General features: G+C 70.9%; 9 protein-coding genes. 7 read left to right on the plus strand and 2 right to left on the minus strand.

Annotation, left to right across the window (positions count from 1 at the left end; all coding sequences use genetic code 11):
- Nucleotide 1: 1 nt before the first annotated feature.
- Together lipB and J2S41_RS07625 are read right to left on the minus strand one after the other, a co-directional pair.
- Nucleotides 2-649 carry a lipoyl(octanoyl) transferase LipB gene (lipB, locus tag J2S41_RS07620; RefSeq protein ID WP_310364787.1) on the minus strand — a complete coding sequence of 216 codons (648 nt, stop codon included), beginning with the start codon at nt 647-649 and terminating at the stop codon, nt 2-4.
- 88 nt (nt 650-737) lie between these two features.
- Nucleotides 738-1,130 carry an ArsR/SmtB family transcription factor gene (locus J2S41_RS07625; protein WP_310364789.1) on the minus strand — a complete coding sequence of 131 codons (393 nt, stop codon included), beginning with the start codon at nt 1,128-1,130 and terminating at the stop codon, nt 738-740.
- Between the two features lie 49 nt (nt 1,131-1,179).
- On the opposite strand from J2S41_RS07625, the gene J2S41_RS07630 reads away from it, so the two are divergent.
- The 7 genes from J2S41_RS07630 (at nt 1,180) to J2S41_RS07660 (ending at nt 12,626) form a co-directional block, all read left to right on the plus strand.
- Nucleotides 1,180-2,199 (plus strand): cation diffusion facilitator family transporter, encoded by a 1,020-nt coding sequence (locus tag J2S41_RS07630; RefSeq protein WP_310364791.1) that lies wholly within the window; start codon nt 1,180-1,182, stop codon nt 2,197-2,199.
- A gap of 294 nt (nt 2,200-2,493) precedes the next feature.
- Nucleotides 2,494-5,025 carry an ATP-dependent Clp protease ATP-binding subunit gene (locus J2S41_RS07635; protein ID WP_310376319.1) on the plus strand — a complete coding sequence of 844 codons (2,532 nt, stop codon included), beginning with the start codon at nt 2,494-2,496 and terminating at the stop codon, nt 5,023-5,025.
- Nucleotides 5,026-5,474: 449 nt separating this feature from the next.
- Nucleotides 5,475-5,972: a hypothetical protein gene (locus J2S41_RS07640; protein WP_310364793.1), complete on the plus strand. Its 498-nt coding sequence runs from the start codon at nt 5,475-5,477 to the stop codon at nt 5,970-5,972.
- A 114-nt stretch (nt 5,973-6,086) separates the two neighbouring features.
- On the plus strand, nt 6,087-7,982 hold the full coding sequence (locus J2S41_RS07645; RefSeq protein WP_310364795.1) for a sensor histidine kinase: 1,896 nt from the start codon (nt 6,087-6,089) through the stop codon (nt 7,980-7,982).
- 344 nt (nt 7,983-8,326) lie between these two features.
- Nucleotides 8,327-9,526: an IS110 family RNA-guided transposase gene (locus J2S41_RS07650; RefSeq protein WP_310364796.1), complete on the plus strand. Its 1,200-nt coding sequence runs from the start codon at nt 8,327-8,329 to the stop codon at nt 9,524-9,526.
- 847 nt (nt 9,527-10,373) lie between these two features.
- Complete coding sequence (locus J2S41_RS07655; RefSeq protein ID WP_310364797.1) at nt 10,374-11,033, plus strand: response regulator; 660 nt, start codon at nt 10,374-10,376, stop codon at nt 11,031-11,033.
- A gap of 30 nt (nt 11,034-11,063) precedes the next feature.
- Nucleotides 11,064-12,626 (plus strand): Na+/H+ antiporter, encoded by a 1,563-nt coding sequence (locus J2S41_RS07660; RefSeq protein ID WP_310364798.1) that lies wholly within the window; start codon nt 11,064-11,066, stop codon nt 12,624-12,626.
- Nucleotides 12,627-12,632 lie beyond the last annotated feature (6 nt).

Below are 12,632 nucleotides of genomic sequence, written 5' to 3' on the forward strand. Positions count from 1 at the left end.
ATCAGGCCGCGTCGAACGCCTTGGCCACCGCGTCGCGCACCCCCGCCAGGTCCGGCGCGTGCAGGCCGCGCTCGTCCGCCAGCCGGCGCAGCGAGGTCATGGACACGTCGGCCAGGCTGCACGCCACGAACGTGTCGAAGACGGACAGGTCGGGGTCCACGTTCAGCGCGAAGCCGTGCGTGGTGACGCCGCCGCGGATGCGCATGCCGATCGAGGCGAGCTTGCGGTGGTCGGGCGTCCACACGCCGACCAGGCTGGCCGCGCCCTTCGGCGTGTCCCGCCGCACCGCCTCGAAGCCGAGCGTGCCGACCGCGTCGATCAGCGCGTTCTCCACGAACCGGACGATGTCCACCGGGCCGCGCTGCCGCTCCCGCACGTTGACCACCAGGTAGCCGACCAACTGGCCCGGCCCGTGGTAGGTGGCGTGCCCGCCGCGGTCGACCGGCACCGTGGGGATCTCGCTGAGCGCGCCGGGCAGCTCGTCCGGCGGCGTCAACCGTCCGTAGGTGATCACGGGCGGGTGGGTGAGCAGGAACAACCGGTCCGGCGCGGTGCCGGCGCGGCGCTCGTCCGCCCACCCGGCCATCGCGGTGACCGCCTCGCCGTACGCCACCTCACCGAGATCCACCCGGACCAGCTCACTCGTCACGGCTCGACGCTACCAGCGCGGCCGTCGGCGCCTCATTCGTCGCGGAGGCGGGCGGGCACGGCAGCACCGGTAGCGGCGGCCACACGGGTCAGCGCCGGGCGCGGGCGGCCTGGCCGGAGGCGATCAGGTGCTCGGCCTGGGCCAGCGACTCCAGCACCAGGCGGCGGACGTGGGCGCCGTTGAGCCGGTAGAGCACGCGGCGGCCGTCGCGGCGGGTGGCGACCAGGCCGGCCAGGCGCAGCTTGGCGAGGTGCTGGGAGACGGCGGGCCGGGCGGCGGTGCCGAGCGCGGCGGTCAGCGCGGTCACGTCCCACTCCTCGTCGCGCAGGTGCCAGAGCAGGCGCAGCCGGGTCTCGTCGCCGAGCAGGCGGAGCGCGGCGACCGCGGCGTCGAAGACGTCCTCCGTCGCCGCGCCGTGGCCGTTGTGAGCCGCCGTCTCCTGCACAGGGGCGGCAGTTGCCGGGTAGTCGCGTGCGTACATGAGCACATATGATGCCACCCGCCGACGCGTACGACCACGAGGGGTAGTCATGATCCACGATCACGGTCACCGGCACCACCACCACGGCGGCGGGTGGCATCGCGTGCGGCACGTGCTCACGCCGCACTCGCACGACGCGGGGGACCGGGTGGACGCGAGCCTGGCCGCCAGCCGTACCGGCATGCGCGTGCTCTGGTGGTCCTTCGCCGTCCTGGCCGTGACCGCCGCGATCCAGGGCGCGGTCGTCGCCTGGTCCGGCTCGGTCGCGCTGCTCGGCGACACCGTGCACAACCTCGGCGACGCGCTCACGGCCGTACCGCTGGGCATCGCTTTCGTGCTCGGCCGCCGGGCCGCGAGCCGGCGCTTCACCTGGGGGCTCGGCCGCGCCGAGGACCTGGCCGGGTTGGCGATCCTGCTGGTCATCGCCGCGTCGGCGGCGTTCGCGGCGGCCGAGGCGGTCGACCGGCTGATCGATCCGCGGGACATGCGGCACGCCGGCGCGGTCGGGGTCGCGGCGCTGATCGGGTTCGCCGGGAACGAGGCGGTCGCGCGCTGGCGGATCGCGGCCGGCCGGCGGATCGGCTCCGCCGCGCTGGTCGCGGACGGCCTGCACGCGCGCGCCGACGGGTTCACCTCGCTCGCGGTGTTGCTCGCGGCCGGCGGTGCCGCGCTCGGCTGGCGCTGGGCCGATCCGGTCGCCGGGCTGGGCATCGCGGCCGGTATCGCCGCGGTGCTGGCGGTCGCGGTCAAGGAGGTCTTCGGCCGGATGCTGGACGCGGTGGACCCCGCGCTGGTCGACCGCGCGCACGCGGCGCTGCGCGCGACCCCGCGGGTCACCGGCGTGGAGCGGGTGCGCCTGCGCTGGCTCGGCCACAGCCTGCACGCGGAGGCGGAGATCGCGGTCCCGGGCACGCTGCGCGTCGATGAGGCGCACCGGATCGCGCACGACGCCGAGCACGCGCTCATCCACGCGCTGCCGCGGCTGGTGGCCGCCACCATCCACACTCACCCGGAGAATTCCGCTGAGGGCGGAAGGCATTCACCTGTCAGCGGAAGTGGTCCGTTTTGAGCCGTTCCCGCACTGTGAAAGATCTTCACTGCGGTAGGGTGAGCTATGCGGCAGAGCGCCTGCCCGAGCCACTGCATGGCGGCCCTCAGAAAGAGCTGAGGGCACAGCGAGAGCCCATGCGATCGCGGCCAAGAGGCTTACCTCAGCGCAACCCTGGGGACAAAACGGGCGCATCTGCCGCTGTGGTGCTGGTGTTTCAACAGTGCTGCACTGGTGGCGCTGTGGTTGAAGTGCTGCTTGTGCCGTACGTTTCAGCGGGAGTGCATGGGAGCCCGCAGTGAGGACGTGATGGGCATGTTTGAGCGGTTCACCGACCGAGCGCGTCGGGTTGTCGTCCTGGCTCAGGAAGAAGCCCGGATGCTCAACCACAACTACATCGGCACCGAGCACATCCTGCTCGGTCTCATCCACGAGGGTGAGGGCGTCGCCGCCAAGGCCCTGGAGAGCCTCGGGGTCTCACTGGAGGGCGTCCGCCAGCAGGTTGAGGAGATCATCGGTCAGGGGCAGCAGGCCCCGAGCGGGCACATCCCGTTCACCCCCAGGGCGAAGAAGGTGCTGGAGCTGTCGCTCCGCGAGGCCCTTCAGCTGGGGCACAACTACATCGGTACGGAGCACATCCTGCTCGGCCTGATCCGTGAGGGTGAGGGCGTGGCAGCGCAGGTGCTGGTCAAGCTGGGCGCCGACCTCAACCGGGTCCGCCAGCAGGTGATCCAGCTCCTCTCCGGCTACTCCGAGGGCAAGGGCGGGGCGGCCACGGCCGGCACCGCGCCGGGCGAGTCCGCGCCGTCGACCAGCCTGGTGCTGGACCAGTTCGGCCGGAACCTCACCCAGGCCGCCCAGGAGGGCAAGCTCGACCCGGTGATCGGGCGCGAGAAGGAGATCGAGCGGGTCATGCAGGTGCTGTCCCGCCGGACCAAGAACAACCCGGTGCTGATCGGCGAGCCGGGTGTCGGTAAGACCGCGGTGGTGGAGGGCCTGTCGCAGAAGATCGTCAAGGGCGAGGTGCCCGAGACGCTGAAGGACAAGCAGCTCTACACGCTGGACCTGGGCGCGCTGGTGGCGGGTTCCCGCTACCGGGGTGATTTCGAGGAGCGCCTGAAGAAGGTGCTCAAGGAGATCCGCACCCGGGGCGACATCATCCTGTTCATCGACGAGATCCACACCCTCGTCGGTGCGGGCGCGGCCGAGGGCGCGATCGACGCGGCGAACATCCTGAAGCCGATGCTGGCCCGGGGTGAGCTGCAGACGATCGGCGCGACCACCAACGACGAGTACCGGAAGTACATCGAGAAGGACGCCGCGCTGGAGCGCCGCTTCCAGCCGGTGCAGGTGGGCGAGCCGTCGCTGGCGCACACCATCGAGATCCTGAAGGGCCTTCGCGACCGGTACGAGGCGCACCACCGGGTGAGCTTCACCGACGGCGCGCTGGTGGCCGCGGCCACGCTGGCCGATCGGTACATCTCCGACCGCTACCTGCCGGACAAGGCGATCGACCTGATCGACGAGGCCGGCGCGCGGATGCGCATCCGCCGGATGACCGCGCCGCCGGACCTGCGCGACTTCGACGAGAAGACCGCGGAGGTCCGCCGCGCCAAGGAGTCCGCGATCGACGCGCAGGACTTCGAGCGCGCGGCCACGCTTCGCGACCAGGAGAAGCAGCTCCTGGCGCAGAAGGCGCAGCGGGAGAAGGAGTGGAAGGCCGGCGACCTGGACGTCGTGTCCGAGGTGGACGACGAGCAGATCGCGGAGGTGCTGGGCAACTGGACCGGCATCCCGGTCTACAAGCTCACCGAGGAGGAGACCTCCCGGCTGCTGCGCATGGAGGACGAGCTGCACAAGCGGGTCGTCGGCCAGCTCGACGCGGTCAAGGCCGTGTCGAAGGCGATCCGGCGTACGCGTGCGGGTCTCAAGGACCCGAAGCGCCCCAGCGGTTCGTTCATCTTCGCCGGCCCGTCCGGCGTCGGTAAGACCGAGCTGACCAAGGCGCTGGCGGAGTTCCTGTTCGGCTCCGAGGATGCGCTGATTCAGCTGGACATGTCGGAGTTCCACGATCGGTATACGGTGTCGCGCCTGGTCGGTGCGCCTCCCGGTTACGTCGGTTACGACGAGGGTGGGCAGCTGACGGAGAAGGTGCGTCGTAAGCCGTTCAGTGTGGTGCTGTTCGATGAGATTGAGAAGGCGCACCCGGATGTCTTCAACACGCTGTTGCAGATCCTGGAGGACGGCCGGCTGACCGATGGTCAGGGCCGGATCGTGGACTTCAAGAACACGGTCATCATCCTGACGACCAACCTGGGCACCCGGGACGTGGCCAAGGCCGTGTCGCTGGGTTTCCAGGCGTCGGAGGATCAGGAGTCGAATTACGAGCGGATGAAGCAGAAGGTCAACGACGAGCTGAAGCAGCACTTCCGCCCGGAGTTCCTGAACCGCATCGACGACACGATCGTCTTCCACCAGCTCCAGCAGGAGGAGATCCTGTCGATCGTGGACATCTTCGTGTCCCGGATCGAGAGCCAGCTCAAGAACAAGGACATGGGCCTGGAGCTGACGGACAACGCGAAGAAGTACCTGGCGAAGAAGGGCTTCGACCCGGTGCTGGGTGCCCGGCCGCTGCGCCGGACCATTCAGCGTGACGTCGAGGACAACCTGTCCGAGCGCATCCTCTTCAACGAGTTGCGCCCCGGCCACATCGTGGTCGTCGACTGCGAGGGCGACCCGGACAACATCGAGCAGTCCAAGCTCGTGTTCCGCGCCTCGGAACGCCCGGCAGAGGTGCCGGACGCGATCCCCGCGGACCTCGGCACGGCGGCGTCCACCGAGGAGTGACACCCCGGTAACACGCACAGACGAAGGCCCCCACCCTCCCCCCGAGGGTGGGGGCCTTCGCGCACCCCCCAGTAAGAACGTCTGTGGCTAGCCGGGCCCGAGGTAGCGGCGGGATGTCGCATATCCGCCGCTGTGGGTGTACGAGAGCTGTCCGTGGTGCAGGCTCGTCGCGTACATCGTCGGCATCCGATCTGTCGTACCGGCCGGCGCGTTCCCCCGCGCCGCTGTCCTGAAGAAGACATTGGCCGCTGGGATGTCCCGCCCGATGCGGGCTGGTGTCCCGACGTCCGGGAGCTTCCGGCACGCCCGCACGCCGAGCGGCGCCCGCGGCCACCGGAACCGCCCACCGTCTCGGGACATCCGTCCCATGGCTCCGGGTCGACGGCGGCGTGCAGGATGAGCCGAAGCCCCGTGACTGATCCGCAAACCATTCAGCTACAGGAGATCCGATGTCCACTGAGGCCACGCACGCGATCTTCGCGGTCGCCGCGAACAACGGCTGGGTGCACGTCTACCGCGACGTCAAGACGCTGCTCGCGGAGACCGACATGGGCGCGGGCCACGAGCCCACCGTCACCAACACGATCGAGTTCTTCAACGCCTCCGGCAAGCGCCTGCTGCCGGTCTTCGGCCGCGACTGGACGCTGACCGACCTGTCCGAGAGCGGCGACCCGGCCGACCCGGCCGCGGTCCACGCGCGCATCACCGCGGTCATCGAGAACACCAAGCGGATGATCCGCGAGCACGCGGACGACTTCCGCAAGGCGGGCTTCGACCCGGAGTCCACCATCGCCCAGCTGCCCGCCACCGCCGGCCGCTCGCTGTCCGACATCGCGGACGACCTCGAGCCGAACTTCGGCGCCCTCACCGACCCGCCCGCGGTCCGGTCCCTGGTCATGATGACCCAGGGCAGCGCGCTGCACATGCTGCTCTGCCACAGCTGGTAAGAGAGACACCCGATCACCCCCCACACCATCTGCATAGGAGTCACGTTGCCCAGGACCCGTGGTTGGCTCGGGACTCCGAGCGGCGCCATAGCCGCGGCGACCTTCGTCATCGCGGTGTTGTCCGTCATCGGCCAGCTCGTCAGCGACAATCCGTACGCGCTGAACTTCATCGGCCTGAACGCGGCGATCGCGGTCGCGTTCACCGCGGCCGGCATGCTGGTGCTCACCGGCGCCCCCCGGCACCCGGTGGGCCTGCTGATGACGGCCGGCGGCCTCAGCGCCGCGATCTCCGTGCTGGCCGGCTCGTGGAGCGGCAGCGTGGCCACGGTGTGGATCAGCAAGTGGCTGTGGTGGCCGCCGTTCGGCCTGATCCTGCTCGCGCTCCTGCTCTTCCCGGATGGCCGGCTGCCGAGCCGCCGGTGGCGGGCGGTCGCGTGGGCGCTCGCCGGGTCGGTCCTGATCGCCACGGTCGGGCTGGCGGGCGTCGCCGCGGACCAGCCGTACGCGTTCCTGATCGAGGTGAGCCCCGAGCTCACGACGGTCGGCCGCGCGTTCCTGGCCGCCGCGCTGGCCGGCGTCGCCGTCACGATGGCGCTCGGCATCGCGATCGTCGGATCGCTGTGGGCTCGGTGGCGCGTGGCCGAGGGGGACACGCGCCGCCAGCTCGCCTGCCTCATCCCGGCCGCGGTGCTCATGGCGATCGGCATCGGGCTGGACTCGGCGTTCGCGTTCCCGCTGGCATTCCCGCTGATCGCGGTCGCGGTGCCGATCGCGATGGCGGTGGCGATCCTCCGCTACCGGCTCTACGGGCTCGACCGCGCGGTCAACCGCACCACGGTCTGGCTGGTCATGTCGCTGCTGGTGCTGGTCACGTTCGTGGCCGTGGTCACCGCGCTGCGCCTGCTGCTGGTCGGCGACGAGGACTCCACCAACGCGTCGCTGGTCGCCACCGGTCTGATCGCGGTCGGCTTCGAGCCGGTCCGCCGCCGCGTCCAGCAGAGCGTCGACCACCTGCTCTACGGCGACCGGGCCAACCCGTACAAGGTGATCGGGGTGCTGCTCGACCTGCTCCGGCACACCGCCGAGTACGGCGACGTGCTGCCGCGACTGACCAGCGCGGTCGCGGAGTCGCTGCGCCTGCCGTACGTCGCGGTCGCGCTCAACGACGCCCAGGGCACCCGCATCGTCGCCGAGCACGGCGACCGCAGCGACCACCTGGAGACGTTCGCGATGCAGACGCACGGCACCGAGGTCGGCCGGCTGCTGGTCGGCCGCCGCAGCCCCGGCGCCCAGTTCACCCCCCGCGAACGCCGCCTGCTCGCCGACGTCGCGCTCAACGCCGCGATGGCCGCCGAGGCCACCCGCCTCATCCAGGACCTCCGCCAGTCACGGGAACGCCTGGTCATGGCGCGCGAGGAGGAACGCCGCCGCCTGCGCCGCGACCTGCACGACGGCGTCGGCCCCGCACTGACCGGCATCGCCATGCAGATCCGCGCCGCCCGCAAGCTCTCCGGCCCGTCCAGGGTCGGCGAGCTCCTCGACGGCCTCACCGGCGACCTCCAGATCTGCACCGCCGAGGTCCGCTCCCTGGTCACCGCGCTGCGCCCACCCTCGCTCGACCGTGGCCTGGGCGAGGCCCTGCGTGCCGAATGCCACCGCTTCGACACCGAGGGCCTGGAAGTGTCCTTCGAGGCCGACGGCGACCTGACCGGCCTCCCCGCCGCCGTCGAGGTCGCCGCCTACCGCATCGTCTCCGAATCCCTCAACAACGTCGCCCGGCACGCCCGCGCCGCCCACTGCCGGGTCTCCGTCACTCGAAGCTCCACACTGGACATCGAGGTCATCGACGACGGCGTCGGCCTGGCCTCCTCCGCCAACGGCCGCGCCGGCGTAGGCCTCCAATCCATGCGCGAACGCGCCGAAGAACTCGGCGGCGAATGCATCATCGCCTCCACCGTCCCGCACGGCGCCGCCGTCCGCGTCCACCTCCCCATCGCCGTCTCGGCCTAGCCCTCGACATCCATGCCATCTGCCCGCTTCCGGCGTGGTCGCGGCCCGCATGCTCATTGGTCAACATGGGTGGTGCCCGGGTCTGTATGGGTCGGGTAGCACCGGGTGTTCGTTGGGTCATTGCCTCTGCTTGCGAGATTTTTGAGGTCCTGCGGGAGTTCTGCGAGGCCTGACGGGCGCCCGGGGTGCCACCTTGACCGACGACAGAGCTATGCACCTTGTCGAGTGCCGGTCAATGAGCTTTCGGTGGTGGTGGTCCCCGGGAGCCGCCTGGTGTTTCCCCTGCTGCTGCAACAGCGAGGAATCCTGTGGTGAGTGTGGCAAAGACGGTGGTGTCGGGTCGAGTGCGGTGGGCGGGAGTCGACTGGGCGAAAGATGATCATGTGGTGTGTGTGGTCGACGAGGCCGGGCGGGTGGTGGAGCGGGTCACGGTGACGCACAAGGCGGCGGGGCTGGCCCGGATGGTCGGGGTGCTGGACCGGCATGAGGTGGACGCGGTCGGGATCGAGCGGGGTGACGGGCCGGTCGTCGATGCGCTGCTCGATGCGGGTCTTCCGGTGTTCGTGATTGCTCCGGGGCAGGTGAAGGCGTTGCGGGGCCGGTATGGGTCGGCGGGGAACAAGGATGACCGGTTCGATGCGTTCGTGCTGGCCGATGTGGTGCGCACGGACCGGGCTCGGCTCACGCCCCTGTGCACCGATCGGGATGACACGGTGGTGTTGCGGCGGTTGTCGAGGGCGCGTAAGGACGTGATCGGGCATAGGGTCGCGGCGGCGAACCAGCTACGGGCGCATCTGGACACCGCCATGCCCGGGACGGTCGGGTTGTTCGCGGACCTGGACTCGCCGATCAGTCTGGCGTTCCTGGCCGTGTTCACCAGCCAGGACGCCCTGGACCGGTTGACCGAGGCCCGGCTGGCCCGGTGGCTGGCCCGGCAGCGGTATTCCGGGCGGACGTCAGCGGCGGTGTTGCTGGCGCGGATCCGGTCCGCGCCCCGCGGGCCGCAGGGCCCGGCCGGGGCCGGGCTGGCAGGGATCACCGTCGCGCTCGTGGCGATCCTGCAGAGCCTCGTCGCGCAGATCAAAGCCCTCAGCACGCAGATCGGTGAGGCATTCGACGCCCACCCCGACGCGCCGATCTTCGCCGGCCTGCCGAAAGCCGGCACGATCCGCGCGGCCCGGCTTCTGGCCGAGATCGGTGACGCCCGCGGCCGGTTCCCCACCCCGAACGCGATGGCCTGCCTGGCCGGCGCCGCTCCCTCGACCCGCCAGTCCGGCCGATCGAAGGTGGTCACGTTCCGCTGGAGCGCGGACAAACACCTTCGTGACGCGGTCTGCGACTTCGCCGCCGATAGCCGCCACGCCAACCCATGGGCGGCGAACCTCTACCACCGCGCCCGCGAACGCGGCCACACACACCAGCACGCCGTCCGGATCCTCGCCCGCGCCTGGCTGACAGTGATCTGGAAATGCTGGACCACGAACACCCCCTACGAACAGGACAAACACGGCCAACTCCAACTCATACTCGACCAGAGACGTTGACACAGAGCAACTCCCGCGGGCACCGGTCGTCGCCAGCGCTCCTCCCTTCCGCTTCCGCCGTCCTCCCGCACCCCGCCCGGGCCTCGCCGGGCGCTCCGCGCCCGAAATGTCGCCATATTACCGGCGGAGTGGATCGTCCACTGTGACGATGTGAGCCCCCGGGCACGTGATTCGGTGCGAATAACGCGCTCCGGAACGCAACCGACAACCGGCATCACCCGATAGGGCGACGTTCGCCCGACCGGTTCCTATCCAGCCTCCCGAGGCGCACTGGCTTTCCTGCCGGTTGGTGGACGGCTCTTGTCTGTGGTGGCTGGGCGGCGGCCGGATCTCCTGCCGTTCAGGGCTGGCCTTGTGCGTGCCGGCCGGGCTGTCGCTGGACTGCCGCCGGTTCGGAGCGCGGGCACTATCCGCGGCCGGAATCCCGGCCGGATGGAGCATGGTGGACCGGTGTTCGCGTGAATCGGCCGCCGGTGGCCTTCGTCCGGAGTGCCTGCCGGTTGGGGGCCTCATCCGCGGGTAGATCGGCCGCCGCGGGGTCTCCGAGCGACCCGGCCGGAGAAGCCGCCGAATCCCGTCCCCGAAGCCGCGCTGGCCCCGAATGTCCCGAAGACGACAGTAAATGTGGAACCGGCTGGTGGCGGCCCCGGCCGCGACCGGGAAGGCAACCCCGCCGCTCACCGGAACACCCGGGAAAACGATGTTCCGGGTGGAATGACGCCTTGGGAGGAGGGGGCGGTTCCGATGTTGGCGGGGGGCGCACTATCGTCTTCTGCTTGTCGGAGGCGGGGACGTGGGGATGTGGGGAAACCGCCGGACGGAGGCAGGAAAACCGAAGGCGGCGCGCATGGCCCAGACGAAACGGGTGCTCGTGGTGGACGACCACCCGGTGGTGAGGCGAGGGCTGCGCGCCATGTTGGAGGGCGAGAGCTGGGTCTCCGAGGTGCTCGAGGCGGCGTCCGTCGCGGACGCGGTGCGGGAGGCGGTGGCCGGTCAGGCCGACGTGGTGGCGATGGACTTCGCGCTGCCGGACGGTGACGGGATCGAGGCTACCCGGCGGATTCTCGCGGCCCGGCCGGCGGCGCGCGTGGTGATGCTGACGATGACGGACGACCATGACGTGGTGGTGAAGGCGCTCAACGCGGGCGCGGCCGGCTTCGTGGTGAAGGACGACGATCCGGACGTGGTGATCGACGCGTTGCGTACCGCCGGGAACGGGGGTGTGGTCCTGGGGCCGTCCGTGACCGCGAGCGTGCTCGTCGGGATGGGCCGGGGCGGGGCCGCGCGTGAGTTGCCGGCGCCGTTCGACCGGCTGACGCCGCGGGAGCGGGAGATCGTGGGCCACCTGCTGACCGGGGAGCCGAACGCGGAGATCGCCCGCCATCTGACCGTCAGCGAGAAGACGATCCGCAACCAGCTCACCGCGGTCTTCGCGAAGATCGGCGTCACCGACCGGACCCAGGCGGTGCTGCGCGCGCGGGACGTGGGCATGCCCGCCGCGCACTGAGCGGCCCGCTGTAGTAGTACAGACAGCATCATGATGGCGCTCGAGATCGTTGTGGTGCTCGGTGCGGCGGTGTTGTTCTGCAACGCCGCCGCGAATCGGCTGCGCGTGGCGCCGCCGGTGCTGCTGTTGTTCACCGGCGTGCTGCTGGGCATGGTGCCGGCGTTCGGCGAGGTGCGGCTGCCGCCGGAGGTGATGCTGCTGCTGTTCCTGCCCGCGCTGCTGTACGTGGAGAGCCTCACCACGTCGCTGCGCGAGATCCGCAACAACCTGCGCGTCGTGGTGCTGATGAGCACGGTGCTGGTCGTGGTCACGGCCGGCGGCGTGGCCTGGATCGCGCACCAGCTCGGCCTGGACTGGGGTCCCGCCTGGGTGCTCGGCGCCGCGCTGGCGCCCACGGACGCGACCGCGGTCGGCGTGCTCGCGCGTGCGCTGCCGCGCCGCATGGTGACCGTGCTGCGCGCGGAGAGCCTGGTCAACGACGGTACGGCGCTGGTGCTGTACGGCGTGGCGGTCGCGGTCACGATCGGCGAGGAGACGCTCTCCCTGCCGCACGTGGGCCTGCTGTTCGCCATCTCGTACGCCGGTGGCGTGCTGGTCGGCCTGGTCGTGGCCGGCGTCGGCGTGTTCATCCGGCGGCGGCTGGACGCGCCCATGCACGAGAACATGGTGTCGCTGCTGACGCCGTTCGCCGCGTTCCTGGGCGCGGAGGCGTTCGAGGCCTCCGGCGTGCTCGCGGTCGTGGTGGCCGGCCTGGTGATGAGCCAGGTCGGGCCGCGCATGATGCGGGCGGACACCCGCCAGCAGGCGTTCTCGTTCTGGCAGCTGGCCACGTTCGCACTCAACGGCGCGCTGTTCGTGCTGGTCGGCCTGCAGATCACCGCGTCGGTACGGGACCTGCCGGCCGGCGGGCTCGCGGAGGGGCTGATCGCGGTCGGGGTGATCAGCGCCGGGGTGATCGGCGTCCGGTTCCTCTGGGGCTTCACCACGCCGTACCTGATCAGGGCCCTTGATCGTCGGCCCGGCCAGCGCGCGCGGCGGATCGGCGCCCGGGCCCGCGTGGTCACGTCCGCGGCCGGCTACCGCGGCGCCGTGTCGATGGCCGCCGCGCTCGCGATCCCGGTGGCGCTGAGCTCCGGCGCGCCGTTCCCGGACCGCGAGTTGATCATCTTCGTGGTGTCCGGCGTGATCGCGGTGACCATCGTCGTCGGCGGCCTGGCGCTGCCCGCGCTGGTGCGCTGGGCGCGGCTGCCCACGGACACCGAGGTCGAGCAGGAGACGCAGCTGGCCGAGGTGGAGGCCACCCGCGCCGCGATCGAGGCGCTACCGGAGATCGCCGAGCGGCTCGGCGTGCCCGCGCTGGCCGCGGAGCGGCTGCGCCTGGAGTACGAGCAGCACCTGAGCCGCCTGGAGTCCCGCGACAACGGCGAGTCCGAGGCGATGGACGCACTCCGGCTGGAGCTGGTCCAGTTCAAGCGTGCGGTCGTGGTCGGCCTGCGCGACGAGCGCCGCATCGACGACATCGTGCTCCGCCGGCTCCAGCTGCGCCTCGACATCGAGGAGTTGCGCCTGGCCAACCGCGGCTCGAACGATTGATGGGGG

Origin of the sequence: Catenuloplanes atrovinosus (assembly GCF_031458235.1) — a bacterium.
Taxonomy (GTDB): domain Bacteria; phylum Actinomycetota; class Actinomycetes; order Mycobacteriales; family Micromonosporaceae; genus Catenuloplanes; species Catenuloplanes atrovinosus.